Origin of the sequence: Streptomyces zagrosensis (assembly GCF_014203645.1) — a bacterium.
GTDB classification, from domain to species: domain Bacteria; phylum Actinomycetota; class Actinomycetes; order Streptomycetales; family Streptomycetaceae; genus Streptomyces; species Streptomyces zagrosensis.
The window spans coordinates 398,159-414,874 of sequence record NZ_JACHJL010000001.1 but is presented as its reverse complement, the minus strand read 5'-3'; the positions used below and the strand labels follow the sequence as shown (position 1 = coordinate 414,874).

Genomic DNA, 16,716 nt, shown 5'->3' with positions numbered 1-16,716 from the left:
TTCGACAACCCTAAAGTCGGCTCGCATGGGCGTTTTTCAGCCATCGCCAGACGAGCTTACCGCCCCAGGGATGGCCGATTCAAGCGGGTACGCAGCTGGAATGCGAGCATCCGAGACGCATTCACGGGGCCGCTCGGAGCCCTTCATTCCGGGCTCCCAAGAAGGGCCTTTTCCAGTAGTCGCGCGAGAACCCAATTGAGTTCCCAACAGATGCGAACTTCTTCATCACATGTTGCCTTGGCATAGACCAAGCTGTCCAGACGTTAGGCAGTTGACGCCTGATTTACGGCTACATACACGATGGCGGGCCATCGTTAACCCAAAATCCCACCGGATCGGCAGAGAGTCGCTGCGACAGTGCTGTATCGGACATCAAAAGTGTGCTGGGTACCGATGGTCGAGATCACCCGGCGCTCCCGCAAGCACACGGTTACGCGGACCCAGGTCGGGGGAGCATATACGGCCGCGACCCGTCGTTGTGACCTTGCCCACCGTTCACACCGCGTTCACTGAGAGCCGCTTCTCAACGCCGACTGCCGCCGCCCGTTGCCCACAGCAACGGACGGCGGCAGTCACCGCGCATGGCGAGGGAGGAGCTGGTCAGCCCTCTCCCATCAGCTTCCGGATCTCCGTGATGAGCGCGACCAAGGCCTTGCGCTCAGAGATGGTGGTGTCCGGATGCCACAGGTCCACCAGGAGGCAGGTGCGCGGTCGCGTCCCGGAGTTCCACGCCTCGTGCTCAAAGGAGTAGTCAAAGAGCAGGCATTTTCCCTCGTCCCAGCCGCGAGTCTCCCCCGCGACCTTGATTCCGCAGCCCTCCGGAATGTCCACCGCCAGGTGCAGGTTGATGCTGAAGTTCCACAAGTCGCAGTGCGGCTTGATGGCCGCACCGGGCAGCAACGTGGAGAAATGGCACTCAAGGAGCGGGCAGATCTTCTCGGTGTCCACCGCGAAGTCCTTGACCACCTGGTACGCGGTCGGTGCCGGCTCCGCCGACTCGGTCACCAGGCCGCCCTTGCGGTAGAGGTAAAGGGCCTGCCAGTCCTCCTGCGGCGTCAGGTAGTGCTCATAGTTGGAAAATGCCTCACGGCGCGCGGCCCAGGCCGTCTCCAGCTCCGCTTTGATCGAGCCGTGATGCGTCTCAAGGGCACCTATGAACGGTGTCAGTTCGGCATGGCCGTACGGATCATGCCAGGGCTGCTGGGAAATCCCCGGCATGATCCATTTTGCGCCCTGCTGCAACGGGTGTCGCTGCTGCTTCTTTGTATCGAGCATCTCCTCCACACGCTCGATGGAGTCGGAGCCGTACTCGCTCCGGATCGCGGCGAAGGCGTTCTCAATCTCCGGTGTCACGGGGAAGTCTCCTGATGGGTTGAGGAAAATTTGAGGTATCCCCAGCGGGATAGCTGGTGGAGGAAAGCCGGGGGAAAAGCCGAGGTAACGGAGGTAACAGGGGTAACGAGCGGCGGCGGAAAGAGACCAGGGCAGGGAGTGCGGGCGAGGGTGCCGACAAGGCGAGCACCACGGTTCGGGCAACCTGGGACATACCCCGGTGGCCGGATCGAGAAGCTCCTGCGACCCGGCCACGCCGGATGGCCGGATCACTCGCCTACGAAAACACGCCTTCCAACGCGGCGCGCCCCGCTTCCCCTTGAGGCGGACGTTGAGGCTGCCGTTTGGGCTGCCGTTTGGCGACGCGGCGCCGCGGTGCAGCGCGCCGTTCAGGCCGCGATCGCGACCCCGGACACTTCAGCGGTGCGCAGCAGCATGATGAGGTCATCTCGTGCGCGGGCCACCCGGGAGCGCACCGTGCCGACCGGACAGGCGACGACGGCCGCGGCCTCGGCATAGGGCAGGCCGAGCAGTTGGGTCAGGATGAACGCCTCCCGCCGCTGCGGCTCCAGCGTGTCCAGGAGGTCGAGCAGCGCAACGCCTTCCTCGAAGCCGGGCAGCCCGCAGGGCTGGGTGCCCTCGGCGGCCGACTGCCAGTTGGGCGCGTCGGCGACACGGGGCCTGGCGGCGGCTGACCGGTAGCGGTCGATGACCACGCGGCGCGCGATCGACAGCAGCCAGGTACGCGCGTAGGAGCGGCCCGCGAAGCGGGGCAGTGAGTTGAGCGCCCGCAGAAACGTCTCTTGAGTCAGGTCATCCGCACCGTGGACGTCAGCGCTCAGGTGAGTGACAAACCGCCAGACATCCCGATAGGTGGCGCGCACGAAGCGCTCAACGGCCACGGGGTCACCGTCTCGTGCCGCCAGCGCCCAGTCGGTCACCTCCTCGTCGTCCGCGGGGCGGGACGGTCCGGGGCAGGCCCGGACTAGGGCAGGAATCATCGCAACGGGGTCCTTTGGGGGCTGTGTGCCGTGCCATGGGTGAGCACGGCCCGGCGAGGACAGCTCCGCATGCCTCACATGGCCACGTCCGATGGCCGCGTTGCCGGCAAGGGCACGGTCGCGTCATCGGCGCGGGACACGGCGAGGGACCGCGGGGCTGGAGCCGACGCATCCGGGGCCGCCTTCGCGGGGGCGGCACCACGTCGGAAATACGCCCGTCACCAAGAGGCGGCGCCGCACGGCGCGAGTGACGGTGCGTTCAGCAGGGGGTGACGGACGCCGGCGGGCCCCGGCCAACAAGGACATGCCGCAGAAAGATCTGCCGGGGGCGCCGGAGGCGAAACGCGGCCATCGGACAGAGCCGAGGAGGCCGCCAGGCACCCGCGGCCAGGCCGCGCAGCGCGGTGCGCAACGGTACGAAGACGGCGGCGCCCAACGCCCGACCGAGCCGGAACGCGGCACGCTCGCCGCGCCACAACCACAAGCCGCACAGCAGCGCGGCCAGCACATGGGCCAGCAGCATGCCCCAGCCATGGCAGAACGGCGACAGGCCGGCCAGGGCCAGATCGCCATGGTCGGTGGCCAAGCGGGCCACGGAAGACGAACCGGAGGCAGCGGCCTCGCCCGCTCCCCCGCGCCCCGGCGGCGCCCAGTGGCCGGCATGCAGCGCATGCGCCGCGTGGGACATCCGAACCGGGCTGCCGTGCGCCCCCGACGTGGAGCCGGGAAGCTGCATCAGGGAGAACAGCAGGTGCAACCCGAGCTGCGCCGCGACCGTCGCTCCCGTCACGACGAACGCCCCACGCTCACGTCCGGCGAGCCACCAGGCAGCCGATGCCGTCCCGGCGAAGGCACTTGCCAGGGCGAGCGGCGGCAGGGCGGCACCGGACGCCAAGGAATGACCTGCGGCAGCGGCAGCGACGCATACGGCCGCGAAGGTCGCGGCACGTATGGCGCGGCACGCCAGTCCAGTGGTCATAATCGACATGTTGCCAGCCGCCACCGACAAGCGGAGTACCCGCGAAGGAAACTTTGCCGGCGGTCTGCGCCGCCGTAAGACCTCCATGAACAGCGCTCATGCCCGATCGGGCATGGGGCACTTGGGGTTGGTGATGCTGTTGAGGGGTAACCGGATGTTTGCATTCCGCACCCGCTGGCCAGCGCCGTGGCCGAAATTCCAAGCGCCGCGCCCCACGTTGCTCGCAGCAGCAGGTCATCCGGCCAGTTCGAGCGCAGGCCGGGGCGGGCACGAGGCAGGCAGGGTGCGCGCCCATCGGCGAACGGAGCCCGCCTCGCCTTCAGCAAACCGATGTGACCTGCGACCGAGCCGCGACCTCCGTCGGATTGTCTGCTTCAATAGAGGCATGGCCAGCCTCCACACCACCGCGACAGGTCGCACCGACCTTGAGCCGTTTTGGCCTTCTCGCCAGGGGCATCACTTCGATCGCGAGTGTTGTCGCGCGTTCTGACGCGCGGGCCCGCCCACTCCGCTGCCGCTGACGTTCCTCTGCATACGTCAACTCCCCGGCCGCCAGCCCTGCCCGTGCGCACGACGTCCACCGACGCCCGCTGCGCGAAAGAGCTGACCACCATGACGAATGTACGTCCGCTACCCCCTTCTTCCACTTCTTCGGGCCTTTCGGCCCCTTCCGTCTCTTCCCTCTCTTCCGTCTCTTCCGTCTCTTCGGTCACCGCCGCTTCGGCTGTGTCCGCTGCCCCCTCTGCTTCTTCCGCTGCTGCCACCGCTTCGCCGCAGTCGCTGCGGGCGGCGCGCGCACACCCCACCCGGCAGCGGCTCCGCGCGGTCGCCCCCGATGAACTGCCGCCGGTAGCCGACCTACTGCACGGCGACGCCACCTGGCTGCCCGCGCCCGCACACAGCCTCCCCACGCTGCCAGGGCAGCCGCCGATGGTCGGCTATCTGGTCCTGGTGCCCGCCGACCGGCGACCCGGCGGCGGACCGGTGACAGCCCCGCCACCCGCGCCGCCGCAGGGCGATGCGCTGATCCGTATCGATCCCGAACAGCGCACGGTCCAGGTCGCGGAACGACCGCTGGAGCTGACCTACCTGGAGTTCGAGTTGCTGGCCCACCTGGTGGCGCATCCGCACCGGGTGCACACCAGGGACCAGCTCGTGACCACCGTGTGGGGATACGGCCACATCGGCGACGGCAGGACCGTCGATGTCCATATCGCCAGGCTGCGCCGCAAGCTGGGCGCAGAGCACCGCGCGGCGATTGTCACCGTGCGCCGGGTGGGCTACAAGTACGCTCCCATGGGCTAACTCCCGTTCCGCAGGCGGCCATCCGCGGGCGCGGCCGACGGTATAGCGTGCCCGTATGGAACTCGATCGCTTCATGCCCGAGCACGACTTCCGGTCTCGTTACAGCCGCCGGATCGCGGCCGATCCGGTGACGACCTGGGACGCCTTTCAGGAGCTGACCGCCGAGGAGCTCCACATCACTCAGGTGCTGATCGGCATCCGTTCGCTGGGCACGGTGCGGCTCAGCGGGCGGGTCTCGTCGGCGGCTCCCGTCCCGCTGTTGACCAGCGGGACCGGGGAGGAAGTACGGGGCAAGATTGCGAAGTTCTGGCATGTACGACCCGAGGTGGCTCCGATCGAGGACGGCGACCCCGAGGCGTTCGTCAACTTCGTTGAGCCCGGCTGGGCCAAGACGGTCACCGGGGCACGGGTCGTTGCCGAGGGTGACGGCAGCGTGCTCACCATCGAGACCCGGGTGCGCTGCACGGACGAGCGGTCCCGGCTGATCTTCGCGGCGTACTGGCTGGCCATCCGGGCGGGGGGCGCTGGTCTCGTCCGGCTGGAAATGCTGCAAGCCGTGGCCCGCCGGGTGGAGCCCGCGGCGGAGTTGGCGGCCTAACGTACTCGGACGGCCGGGCGGCACGCGGCCCAGGGCCCCTACCCGCCGGGCCCGACACAGACTGGCGCACACGTAGCCGCCGGACACGGATATCCGTGTCCGGCGGCTACGTCCGTGGCTCGCTCGGTGGCTACCTCTTGTCCGCCTCCGTCAGCAACAGCGACAGCGGTGCGTAGCGTCATCCGAGACGTGGCGGCGACGTGCGCTGCCCAGGCAGCTCAGGCAGCTCAGTAGCGGCGCGCCTCGTCATCGTGTGGCTGGTCGTAGCCGGCACCGTAACCGTGGCCGTTCGCCGCATAGTGGTCCTGGCCGTACGCACCAGAGGTGGCGGCCATCGCCTGCTGAGCGGCCAGCGGTCGGGTAGCAGGCTCCGTAGGCTCCTCGCCGTGCGAGAAGTGCGGCAGCCAGTCCAGCCAGCGGGGCAGATACCAGTTCTTCTCACCAAGCAGGGCCATCACCGAGGGCAGCAGCACCATCCGGACCACGGTGGCATCGAGCAGCACCGCGACCGCCAAGCCGACACCCATCTGCTGCATGTCCTGCATGGACAGCATCGCGAAGACTCCGAACACCGCAACCATGATCGCTGCCGCGCCGGTGATGGACCCGGCGGTGGCCTGGATGCCTTCGGTGATCGCCTCACGGGTGGAGCGGCCCCGATCGTGGGCCTCGCGGATGCGGGAGACGACGAAGACGTGGTAGTCCATCGACAGGCCGAACAAGATCACCAGGACGAACAGCGGCATCCAGGACTCGATCGCACCGGCCTTCTCCATACCGAGCGTCTCGGCGCCCCAGCCGTGCTGGAAGACGGCGACCATCACGCCGTAAGCGGCGGCCACGGACAGCAGGTTGAGCACGATCGACACCACAGCGATGGGCACCGAGCGGAAGCAGACCAGCATCAGTACGAATGTCATCGCGATGATGAACAGGAAGACCGGCACAATGCCCGCCTTGAGCTGATCGTTGAAGTCCTCCGATGAGGCCAGGTCGCCGGTGACGTACACCTTCTCGGTAGCGTCGGCCAGCGTGCTGGGCACCACGTCCTCGCGTAGCGTCTCCAGGGCCCGCTTGGAGTCGCTGTCCGAGCCGTTGCCCGCCAGCGGTACGTCGATCTCCGCGACGCCCTTGTCCCGGTGCGTAACGACCTCGATCGCCTTACCGAACTCGCCGGTCTCGGACGCCTTCTTCTTGAAGTCGGCGACCGCGCCGCGGAATTCCGGCGAGGTCACATCGGCCTCCATCACCACCTGGGCCGGGGTGGGCCCACCGGGGAAGGTGTCGGTGATCTCCCCGAAGGACACCGAAATCTCGGCGTCCTTGCCGAACTGCTTCTCCAGCCCGAGTTGCTCGGTCTTCATGCCCAGTGCGGGTGCGCCCAGCACCACCAGCAGGGCCGCGGCCAGGACGGCGAACACCTTCGGCTTGGCGACGACGGGCTTGATCAGCTTGGTGACGACGCCACCGCTGGTGGCCCGCCCGGCCCGGCGCTGCGCCCTGCGGCCCACGAACGGCAGCCGTCCCTTGTCCACGCGGTCACCGAGCCAGGACAACATCGCGGGCAGCACCGTCACGGAGCCGAGCATCGCGATGAAGACGACCACGATGGTGGCGACCGCGAAGCCCTTGAACAGGAGCAGCCCCGAGAAGAACATGCCGGCCATGGCGACCATGACCGTGAAGCCGGAGACCAGCACGGTGTGGCCGCTGGTGGCCGCGGCGATACGCAGCGCGGTTTCCGCGTCCCGCCCAGCGGCCCGCTCGTCCCGCTCCCGGCGCAGGTAGAACAGGCAGTAATCGACGCCGACGGCGAGACCGACCAGGAACATCACCGAGTTGATGGTGGGCGTGAGGTGCATCTGATGGCTGACCAGTGCCAGTACACCGAAGGTCGCCACGCAGGCGGTGAGCGCGAGGATCACCGGCAGCAGCGCGGCGACGACCGCGCCGAAGACCACCAGGAGAATGCCGAGCGCCAGCGGGACGGCCGTGAACTCGGCCTTCTTCATGTCGTCGCTGAGCACCGTGTCCAGCCAAGTGCCGGAGCTGGCTTCGCCGAACTGGTAGACCTCCAGTTCCTTATGGGACTTGGCAGCCTTGTCCACCACCTCCATGACAGGGTCCACACGGTCCGATGAGGTGTCCGCGTCGCCCTTCATATCGAAGGTGATCAGTCCCTCCCGACCGCTGTCGGAGCGAACCGGCTCCTTGACCTGGTCCACCTCACCGGTCTGCTTGATGTCGGTGGTGAGCTGGTTCGCCACGCTTTGCCAGCCGTCCGGCTCAGCGCTGCGCACCATGACCATCTCGCCCGCTGGGGTGTCGAGGCCGGCATCCTCAAGGATCTTTTCGGCCTTGACCGAGTCGCCCGCACCGTCCTCGGAGTTGGTCATCTCGACCATGCCCGACGCGCCGCCGACCACGGCGAGCAGCACGACGAACAACAGCCACCCGAAGATCGCGGTCTTGCGGTGGCGGGTACTCCATCCGCCGAGCCGGGCAGCGAGGTTCTGCTTCATGGCGTCTCTCCCCCTGGGTTAAGGACCGAATAAGTCACGTCCCCAAAGTTAGAAATTGCGCGCCCTGCGTCACAGCCGCCAAGGCACCCAACGCCCGAAGCAAAAGGCGAGGTCAAGGGGGTGGTGCTAGATACACCCCGGCTCGGGGCCCGGGGCCAGTGCCCGACAATGGCCGGACAGCCACACTGGGGAAGTGCCCGTAATTCGGGCGAGAGATGGCATACGACGGGGAGACGTCAGATGAGAGTCCGCAACGCATTGCGCACCACCGCTCAGGGGTTCGCGCTGGCGTTCATCACGCTCACGGGCTCGATCACCCTCTTCGTGCTGACGGTGCTGTCGATCGCCTTCATCATGCTGGGGGTCGGGCTGATCACCACCCCGCTCGTCCTGTCCGCGGTGCGCGGCTTCGCCAACTTCCGCAGGCTGAAGGCGGCCGAGTGGGCCGGCATCACGATTCCCGTGCCCTATCGCCCGTTCCCATCCGATATGCGCACCGGGTTCACCGGGCAGGTCGAGCGGTGCACCCTGCTGCTCAAGGACCCGGCGACCTGGCGCGATCTGCTGTGGATGTTCACCGACATGATCGCTGGCTATGTCACCGCGCTGCTCTCCTTCATCTTCATCCCGTACGCGATCTACGGATGGGTCCTGGCAGCAGGCGTGTGGCGGCCGATCGTGCACAACGGGGGCAACGAGTGGTACGCGTTCATTCCCATCTCCTCGCAGTTCACGGCGAACCTCGCGGCGCTGCTCGGACTGGTCTTCCTGGTGGTTTCGCTGTACGTGAGCCCGCTGATGCTGCGCGGCCACTTCCTGCTCTGCCGCAGCCTGCTGGCCCCCACTCCGCAGATGGCGCTGACGGCCCGGGTCGAGCGACTGACCACGACCCGGCATGACGCGGTGGACAACTCAGCTGCCGAGCTGCGCCGCATCGAACGTGATCTGCACGACGGGGCGCAGGCCCGGCTGGTGGCGATGGGCATGAGCCTCGGCACCATCGAGGCACTGATCGAGAAGGACCCGCAGCAGGCGAAGAAGATGCTGTCGATGGCCCGCGCCAACTCCGCCGAGGCACTGTCCGAGCTGCGCGACCTGGTGCGCGGCATTCACCCGCCGGTGCTGGCCGAGCGCGGTCTGGGCGATGCCGTACGAGCCTTGGCGCTGCGCATGCCGATGCCGGTAGAGACCGATGTGGATCTTCCGGGGCGGTTCGAGGAGCCGGTGGAGGCAGCGGCGTACTTCGCCGTCAGCGAGGTGCTGACGAACGCGGCCAAGCACGCCGAGGCGGAACGGGTGTGGCTGGATGTGCACTACGCCGCCGGCATGCTGCGGATCGCGGTGACCGACAACGGCCTAGGCGGCGTGGACACCACACTCGGCTCCGGGCTCGCGGGCATCGAGCGGCGGCTCGGCGCCTTCGATGGGCTGCTGGCCGTCAACAGCCCGATCGGCGGCCCGACGATGGTGACCTTGGAGATTCCCTGCGAGCCCTACCCGGCACGCCCGACGATGCGCTGACCAGCTTCCCGGCTCCGCTGGGCCCCGTTTGGTCCCGTTTCCTTGGCTTCGTGTCCTTGGCCCGTTTCCTTGGCTTCGTCTCCTTGGCTCCGTCTCCACGGTGGGGGCGGGGCTGGCCCGGGGGCCGAGCCCAGGCTCGTAACGCACGGGCGGAACACGACCGAATTTCGCGCCCGGCGCCCCGTTTGGGACCATGGGCCGAGCGCTGGCGCCTGGCCGCGTCGTGGACCTGAGATGGATGCAGATGAACGAGTGGACCCAGATCCGGGACCGTGCGGGTTCCATCGTCCGAGAGGACGCGGCGTTCCTCGTTTTGAACAAGCCCGCCGGAATCTCCGTCATGGGCGAGCGCCATGAAAGTGACCTGGTCAGGATGGCCGATGAGGTCGGCGAGACGCTGATCCCGTGCCATCGGATCGACAAAGTGACCTCGGGTGCGGTGTTGTTCGCCAAGGAACAGCGCATCCAGTCCGAGGTGACCAGGCAGTTCAACAAGCGCACGGTGGACAAGACGTATCTGGCCTTGGTGCCCACCGCGGGGCTGCCCGGTGGCCTGCCGCTGCGCGGCACCATCGACATGCCGCTCAGCGTGGGCCGCAAGAACCGGGTGCGGGTCGGCGCACAGCGCGAGGACATCGCGGCCAGCGTGCCGCAGGGGCCGGCTGGCCCGGCTGGCCCGGACACAGCGCACGGCTCGTGGCGGGTGCCGCAGGAGAAGGTGTTCACACACGTCAAGACCTATCCGTCGATCACCCACTTCACCCGGCTGTGGTCGGATGACCGGCACACGCTGCTGGTCATCGAGCCGATCACCGGGCGCAGGCACCAGATCCGGGTACACCTGGCGTGGATCGGTTTTCCCATCGTGGGCGACCCACTGTTCGACAAGCAGGCGGCGGCCAGGGGCGAGCGCACGGGCCTGCACTCCTGGCGGTTGAGCTTCGATGCGACCTGGGCCGGCAACGAGCGCATCACGGTCTCGGCGGAGCCGAGCGACGACTTCTGGGCGCCGGTGGCGGACCGCCTACCGGCGGGTGGACCGGCCGCCGTGCTGGGCGGCTGGGCGGCTACGGGGCCTTCTGCCGCTTGAGTGGCACCGGGTCCAGCGGTGCCTGGCGTTCGACTTAGCCGCGCCCGCTTCCTAGGTAGAGTGCGGGGCACCCGCCGCCGCCGGAACCCGGTGGCCACCGCCCCGTCCGCTGGAGTCCGCAGTGCGCGTTGTCGTTGCCGAAGATCTCTTCTTGCTCCGGGACGGTCTGGTCCGGATGCTGGAGGCGTACGACTTCGAGATCGCCGCCGCCGTGGAGACCGGGCCCGAACTCACCCGCGCGCTCGCGGAGTTGAAGCCCGATGTGGCCGTGGTGGACGTACGGTTGCCGCCGTCCTTCACCGACGAGGGGCTACAGTGCGCGCTCGCCGCACGCCGGGCGACGCCGGGGCTGCCGGTTCTGGTCCTGTCCCAGCACGTCGAGCAGTTGTACGCGCGTGAACTGCTCGCCGATGGCAGCGGCGGCATCGGCTATCTCCTCAAGGATCGCGTCTTTGACGCGGATCAGTTCATCGACGCGGTACGGCGGGTGGCTGCGGGCGGTACGGCCATGGACCCGCAGGTCATTTCGCAACTGCTCTCGCGGCGCTCCCAGGACAAGCCGATGGGCAATTTGACGCCTCGGGAGAAGGAAGTGATGGAGCTGATGGCACAGGGCCGGTCCAACGCGGCCATAGCCGCGCAGCTCTTCGTCACCGAACGGGCTGTCGCCAAACACACCTCGAACATCTTCGGAAAGCTTGGAATGTCCCCCTCCGACGACGACAACCGCCGTGTTCTCGCCGTTCTTGCCTACCTCGACCGAGGCTGACGACACCAGCTCCGGACGTCTCGACCCCGGCAGTGCCAGCGGTTACCGTGCCCCTCGCATGTGTCCGCTGATTCTTTCGAGCCGTGGGGGCATCCGTGAGTGATCTGACCAGACGCACCGTCCTTGGCACCGCTGGAGCCATGGGAGTCACCGCCGCACTGGCCGCGCACGGCAGCGGGGCCAGCGCCGCCCCGCTCGCCGAGGCCCACGCGTCGGAGCAAGGCGAACCGTTCAGCATTGCGCCCGCCCGTGCGGCCTTGGCCCGGCTGCTGCCCGAGCACGCAGCACAGTTCCGGTTGCGGCAGATCAGCGGCGGCGCCGGGGAGCCTGGCGGCCCCGCGGGGTCGGGGGGCGCTGGCGGCTCGGGCCCCGGCCGCCACCGGCGCCCGGAGAGCTTCACCGTTACCGGCTCCACCGGCCATATCGAGGTCTCCGGAACCAGCCCCGCCGTGCTGCTGACCGGAGTTCACTGGTACCTCAAGTACGTCTGCCAGGCGCAGCTGACGTGGTCGGGCAGTCAGCTTGAGCTGCCGGATCGGCTGCCCGCGCCCGGCAAGGCGCTGCGCCGCTCCACCACGCTGCCGCACCGCTTCGCGTTTAACGACACCCATGACGGTTACACCGCTCCGTACGCCGACTGGGAACGCTGGGAGCGGATGATCGATCTGCTCGCGCTGCACGGCTGCAACGAGGTGCTGGTCACCGCGGGCCAGGAGGCGGTCTACCACCGGCTGCTCCTGGAGTTCGGCTACTCGGACGCCGAGCTACGTACCTGGCTGCCCGCGCCCTCCCACCAGCCCTGGTGGCTACTGCAAAACATGAGCGAGTACGGCGGACCCATCAGTCCCGAACTGCTGGCCAAGCGCACCGAGTTGGGCCAGCGCATCGCCCGCCGGCTGCGCGAGCTGGGCATGTCCGCGGTCTTCCCCGGCTACTTCGGCACCGTCCCGGCGGGCTTCGCCGAGCGCAATCCGGGCGGGCGCACCATCAAGCAGGGCACGTGGAACGGGCTGCCGCGGCCGGACTGGCTGGACCCGCGCACCCCCGTGTTCGACCGGGTCGCCGCCGCCTTCTACCGGCATCAAAAAGAGCTGTTCGGCCCGGCTGTCGGCTACAAGATGGACCTGCTGCACGAGGGCGGCAACGCGGGCGACGTGCCGGTGGCGGACGCGGCGCGCGCCGTGCAGCGCGCGCTGCACACCGCTCAGCCCGAGGCCGTATGGGTGATTCTCGGTTGGCAGGAGAACCCCCGCCGGGAGCTGTTGGATGCCGTGGACAAGGACCGGCTGCTGGTCGTTGACGGGCTCTCGGACCTGGAGCGGATCACCGACCGCGAACGGGACTGGGCCGGCACGCCGTACGCGTTCGGCACGATCCCCAACTTCGGTGGCCGCACCACGATCGGCGCGAAGACACATATGTGGACGGATCGTTTCACCGTCTGGCGGGACAAGCCCGGCAGCAAGCTGGTGGGTACCGCGTACATGCCGGAGGCCGCCGAGCGCGACCCGGCCGCATTCGAGCTGTTCAGCGAGCTGGCCTGGCGCGATGAGGCGGTGGATCGCGAAGCCTGGTTCGCGAACTACGCCGACACCCGCTATGGCGGCAAGGACGAGCAGGCGCGTGCGGCGTTCGCGGTGCTGCGCGACAGCACGTACCGGATCACCAGCAGCGACGGGCGCCCGCATGACTCGCTCTTCGCGGCGCGTCCCAATCTGACGGCTCGTTCGGGCACGCACCACGCCACCCGTGTGCCCGCGTTCGATCCCGCCGTGTTCGACACCGCGTTCGCCGCGCTGCTCGGCGTGCGCCCCGCGCTGCGCGGCTCGGACACCTACCGGCACGATGTGACCGACCTGGGCCGACAGGTTCTGGCCAACCGCTCCCACCAGTTGCTGCCGCAGCTCAAGGCGGCCTTTCAGCGCAAGGACTTGAGCACCTTCCGCGCCCTGTCCCGGCTGTGGTTGCGGCTGATGGGCCTGAGCGAGGAGATGACCGGGGCACACCGCCGTTTCCTGCTGGGTCCCTGGCTCGCGGACGCGAAACGGATGGCCTCCAGTGAGGCCGAGGAGGCGCAACTTGAGCACTCCGCGCGGGCGCTGATCACCATCTGGGCCACGCGCGCCACCGCAGATACGGGCCGGCTCGCCAACTACGGCAACCGCGACTGGCAGGGTTTGGTCGGCGATTTCCACCTTCCGCAGTGGCAGAGCTATCTCGACGAGTTGGAGGACGCGCTCGCCGAGGGCCGCGAGCCCAAGACGTTCGACTGGTATCCGATCGAGGAGCCGTGGACCCGGGAGCGCAAGAGCTACCCGGAGCGGCCGACGCGCGACGCGCATCGCACGGCGAGTCGGGTGCGCGAGGTGCTGGCGAAGGCCCCGTACCAGGGCACCACCGAGGTCAGCGCCGCCCCGACCACACTCGAACCCGGTGGCGCCGCGCTGGTCACCGTCACGTTCCGCAACGTCAATGGCTTCTCTCCCACCGGCCGCGTTGACTTCCAGTTGACCGGCCTTGAGGCCACCCCGCAGGGCCCCACGTCGGTGCCCAGCGTGCCGGCGGCGGGCAGCGCCGACGCCGAGTGGCGGGTCATTGCGCCGAGCACGCCGTTGCAGGCGCCGCTCAAGCCCGTGCCGTACGAGCTGAGCACGGTTTACGGGCCCCAGGGCGAGGAGCGCGTCACCGACGTGCGCACCGGCACGCTCTACGTCGCCGGCCGGCTGGCGCAGGGGCTGCGCACCGTCACCAACAACGGTGCCGTCTTCGGCCAACTCGACGGCCGGTACGCCATCGAGGGCGGCGGGCGGGACCTGTGGAAGGCCACCACCGAGTTCGGCTCGATCTATCGCGCCCAGGCGCTGTCCGCAGGCGGTGTGGTGACCGTACGCGTGGACAGCCAGCCCGCTACTGGGGCGTGGGCTCGCGCGGGCATCATCGTCCGCAACAGCCTCGCCACGGCGGGCTCTGCCGGTTTCCTCAACCTGTCCAGCACGCCCGCCAACGGCATCGTGCTGTCCTACGACACCAACGGGGACGGCACCTTGGACACCTACAAGCGCACCACGGGCGTGCAGGCCCCAGTCCTGCTGCGGCTGACGCGTGCGGCGTCCGGCGCGTACACCGGGGCCTTTTCGACGGACGACGGGGCGAGTTGGCGCACGGTGGCCACGGTCACCGTGCCAGGCGCCGCCGACCGCCAGGACGCGGGCTTGTTCATGACGGCAACGCACGGCGGGTCCGGGGCCCGCGGGCTGGTGGAGTTCAGCGCCTGGGAAACGCGCTAGCAGTCATCCAACCGAGGCGTGGGGCCCGGTTTCCGGGCCCCACGCCACACCCGTGTAGGTGACCATCCCTGCCCTCGCTCGTTCTACGGGCCGTGGAGCAGCAGCAGGCGACAGCGCCCCCCTTTGAGCCCTTTGTCCCCATCGACGTGGAGCTCGCCGAGGCCGCGATCATCGAGCACTATCCGCGGTTGGTGCGGCTTGGCTACGTCGTACTGCCACCCGGCCTGCGCCGTACCCGCCGCGTGCTCACCGCGCACGCGCTGACCCAGCGCGCACTGCCCCGCGGCAAGGTTCCCGACACCGACGCACCGGGCCCCGGGCGCGCGTGCGCGATGCCGGGCCAGCGCGGGGCGCCCAGCGGCGATGACGGCGCCGGCTACGCGTATGTGCGGCTGCGGGTGCTCCAGGCCGCGCTGGAGGCCGCGCGCCCGCGGCGGCCCTGGGAGCTACCTCGCAGGGCCGGGTTGCCGCCGCTGCTCCCGCAGGTGTGGGGGCTGCGGTTGTTCCCGCGCTCCGGCGGGGCGGATGAGATGGCCCTGGAGAACACGCTGGGTGCCCTGTCCGGGCCTGGCCGCGCCGCCATCGCGCTACGCAGCCTCGACGGGCTCGACGACCGCGCACTGCACCGAGTCCTTGAGGCGGCGGGGGTCACGGACGTACGGGCGGCGATCGCCGAAGCGGACGGCGTACGCGGCCCGGCGGGCAGCGCCGATCACGTGCTGTTGAGCTCACCGGGTTTCGACCCGTGTTCGCTGCGCGCCCGGCCAACGGATCTGATGCGGCGGCGCCAGCACACCCGGGCGGCGATCGCCGCGGCGGCGGCCCTCACGGTCTGCGGTGTACTGCTCGGGCTGCCCGGTGACGGCTGGGGGCCGGACGGTGCGGCGGCGCCCGCGTATGCGCGTAACCCCGCAGCCGAGGCGGCCCTTGACCCGGCGCGGCTGACCCGTGCCAAGCCCGCCGCCTGGCGCGCGGCCACCCGGCCCGACTTCGGTTCCTGGCCGGCCCGCGGCGACCGCGTCGCCGACCGCGCCCTGCTGCGGCGCGCGCTGGCCGTATGGGCGCGCCCCGGCGGCTCGGTGCGGGTCTCGGCAACACTTGGCACGCTGCCAGGACCGCCCGCAGGGCCGCCCCAGTTGCTGTACGCGGGGGTGGTGGACCGGGACGCCGTGGTGCTGTTCTACGACGGGCTGCGGGTGATCAGGTATGCGGAGGCCGCGCGCGGTGACGGGGGCGATGCCCTGCTGGACCTCGGGCGCGCCGACGCCGCCGACGAGGCGTCCGCGACGGCGGTGGTCGTCGGCCGCACCGATGGCAACGTGCGCTATTTGACCGCCCCGTGGGTGCGGTCGGTGGCGGTACGGGACCTGCTCAAGCCCCACGCGCCGAAGCGGCCGGTGCGCCGGGGCCCCGATGGTGTGACCGCGCCGGTCCGTAGCTCCGCTGAGGCCAAGGACTGCACGACGTGGTTCGCCCTCCAACTCGGCAGCCGCCTGGCCACCGATCTCGGGGAGCTCACGCCGGCACGACTGACGTACGGGTCGCCGCGCGACCGCGCTGCGGACGTCACCGAAGCGGCGGCGCGGGAGAGTTGGGCGCGCACCGCCTGCCAGCTGCCCGCGCTGCGCGGCGCGGGCGTACGCAGCGTCAACGCGTGGCCGTTCGCCACCCAGCCGTTGCCGGAGGGCGCCGGCACCGTGGCATGGCTGTGCACCAGGGCCGAGACCTGGCGCGGGACAGGCACCAAGACGCTCGCCCAGATCCAACTGCCCACGTCCGAGCCCAGCGCGCAGGGTGCTGTCGCCGCCCGCGCGGAGGACTCGGCAGCGTGCGGGCCGCGCGAGCCACGGGTGTTGTCGGGGGCGATGTGGAAGTCGCCGAGCAACCAGTGGTACGTACTGGCGGCGGGCAGTTCCGACGTCGCATCGATCACGCTCAGCGGCGGCGTCAGCGGCTCATCCCTGGGCAACCTGCTGGCCCTGCCGGCCGAGCGCGGCGCCAGCCCAAAGGTGAGCGCCACCCTCGCCGATGGTAGCCGCCTGTCCGCACTGCACTGACCGACGCTCCACTGACCGGCACCGTATTCACCGGCACCGTATTCACCGGCACCGTATTGACCGGCACTGCACTGACCGACGCTACGTTGCCGGCACTCCCGACACCGCGCTCTGGGCCCAGCACGCGACCGTACGGCGTACGGCATCCGCACGGGCAACTATGCAGGCAACCGCGCAGGCGTCCGCACGAGCAGCTGTACGAAAAACTCCTGCGCGCACCCCTATTGCCACATGCTTACTCGCCAGTACATTGAC

At 69.3% G+C, this 16,716-nt stretch carries 12 protein-coding genes; 8 read left to right on the top strand and 4 right to left on the bottom strand.

The genetic code is table 11. The features are described from left to right. Positions 1-600: 600 nt before the first annotated feature. The 3 genes from FHS42_RS01795 to FHS42_RS01785 all read right to left on the bottom strand — a co-directional run bounded on the left by FHS42_RS01795 (position 601) and on the right by FHS42_RS01785 (position 3,312). Positions 601-1,353 carry an aspartyl/asparaginyl beta-hydroxylase domain-containing protein gene (locus tag FHS42_RS01795; protein WP_184568680.1) on the bottom strand — a complete coding sequence of 251 codons (753 nt, stop codon included), beginning with the start codon at positions 1,351-1,353 and terminating at the stop codon, positions 601-603. A gap of 368 nt (positions 1,354-1,721) precedes the next feature. Then, entirely contained in the window at positions 1,722-2,333 is a 612-nt protein-coding gene (locus FHS42_RS01790; RefSeq protein WP_184568679.1) for a sigma-70 family RNA polymerase sigma factor, read from the bottom strand. Positions 2,334-2,592: 259 nt separating this feature from the next. Continuing rightward, positions 2,593-3,312 (bottom strand): hypothetical protein, encoded by a 720-nt coding sequence (locus tag FHS42_RS01785; RefSeq protein ID WP_184568678.1) that lies wholly within the window; start codon positions 3,310-3,312, stop codon positions 2,593-2,595. A 726-nt stretch (positions 3,313-4,038) separates the two neighbouring features. Between FHS42_RS01785 and FHS42_RS01780 the strand changes: the two genes are divergently transcribed. Continuing rightward, complete coding sequence (locus FHS42_RS01780) at positions 4,039-4,617, top strand: winged helix-turn-helix domain-containing protein (RefSeq protein WP_184568677.1); 579 nt, start codon at positions 4,039-4,041, stop codon at positions 4,615-4,617. Positions 4,618-4,672: 55 nt separating this feature from the next. After that, positions 4,673-5,215, top strand: coding sequence for a hypothetical protein (locus FHS42_RS01775; protein ID WP_184568676.1), 543 nt, complete (start codon positions 4,673-4,675; stop codon positions 5,213-5,215). 227 nt (positions 5,216-5,442) lie between these two features. On the opposite strand, the gene FHS42_RS01770 is transcribed toward FHS42_RS01775, so the two are convergent. After that, positions 5,443-7,737, bottom strand: a complete 2,295-nt coding sequence (locus FHS42_RS01770) for an MMPL family transporter (RefSeq protein WP_184568675.1) — start codon at positions 7,735-7,737, stop codon at positions 5,443-5,445. A gap of 240 nt (positions 7,738-7,977) precedes the next feature. On the opposite strand from FHS42_RS01770, the gene FHS42_RS01765 reads away from it, so the two are divergent. From FHS42_RS01765 to FHS42_RS38955, 6 genes are all read left to right on the top strand, one after another. Continuing rightward, the gene (locus FHS42_RS01765) at positions 7,978-9,258 is read left to right on the top strand and encodes a sensor histidine kinase (RefSeq protein WP_184568674.1); all 1,281 of its coding nucleotides are present in this window, start codon (positions 7,978-7,980) and stop codon (positions 9,256-9,258) included. Between the two features lie 244 nt (positions 9,259-9,502). Next, positions 9,503-10,348, top strand: a complete 846-nt coding sequence (locus FHS42_RS01760) for an RluA family pseudouridine synthase (RefSeq protein WP_184568673.1) — start codon at positions 9,503-9,505, stop codon at positions 10,346-10,348. 121 nt (positions 10,349-10,469) lie between these two features. Continuing rightward, positions 10,470-11,117: a LuxR C-terminal-related transcriptional regulator gene (locus tag FHS42_RS01755; RefSeq protein WP_184568672.1), complete on the top strand. Its 648-nt coding sequence runs from the start codon at positions 10,470-10,472 to the stop codon at positions 11,115-11,117. A 95-nt stretch (positions 11,118-11,212) separates the two neighbouring features. Further along, complete coding sequence (locus FHS42_RS01750) at positions 11,213-14,404, top strand: alpha-N-acetylglucosaminidase (RefSeq protein ID WP_184568671.1); 3,192 nt, start codon at positions 11,213-11,215, stop codon at positions 14,402-14,404. A 92-nt stretch (positions 14,405-14,496) separates the two neighbouring features. Next, positions 14,497-16,461: a hypothetical protein gene (locus FHS42_RS01745; RefSeq protein WP_184568670.1), complete on the top strand. Its 1,965-nt coding sequence runs from the start codon at positions 14,497-14,499 to the stop codon at positions 16,459-16,461. Then, positions 16,458-16,715: a pentapeptide repeat-containing protein gene (locus tag FHS42_RS38955; protein WP_184569036.1), complete on the top strand. Its 258-nt coding sequence runs from the start codon at positions 16,458-16,460 to the stop codon at positions 16,713-16,715. The genes FHS42_RS01745 and FHS42_RS38955 overlap by 4 nt, the downstream gene beginning before the upstream one ends. Position 16,716 lies beyond the last annotated feature (1 nt).

Bases quoted from the DNA above. Each gene is read 5' to 3' on its own strand.
- FHS42_RS01790 (WP_184568679.1), bottom strand. From the start codon at position 2,333: ATGATTCCTGCCCTAGTCCGGGCCTGCCCCGGACCGTCCCGCCCCGCG.
- FHS42_RS01785 (WP_184568678.1), bottom strand. From the start codon at position 3,312: ATGACCACTGGACTGGCGTGCCGCGCCATACGTGCCGCGACCTTCGCG.
- FHS42_RS01775 (WP_184568676.1), top strand. From the start codon at position 4,673: ATGGAACTCGATCGCTTCATGCCCGAGCACGACTTCCGGTCTCGTTAC.
- FHS42_RS01770 (WP_184568675.1), bottom strand. From the start codon at position 7,737: ATGAAGCAGAACCTCGCTGCCCGGCTCGGCGGATGGAGTACCCGCCAC.
- FHS42_RS01765 (WP_184568674.1), top strand. From the start codon at position 7,978: ATGAGAGTCCGCAACGCATTGCGCACCACCGCTCAGGGGTTCGCGCTG.
- FHS42_RS01760 (WP_184568673.1), top strand. From the start codon at position 9,503: ATGAACGAGTGGACCCAGATCCGGGACCGTGCGGGTTCCATCGTCCGA.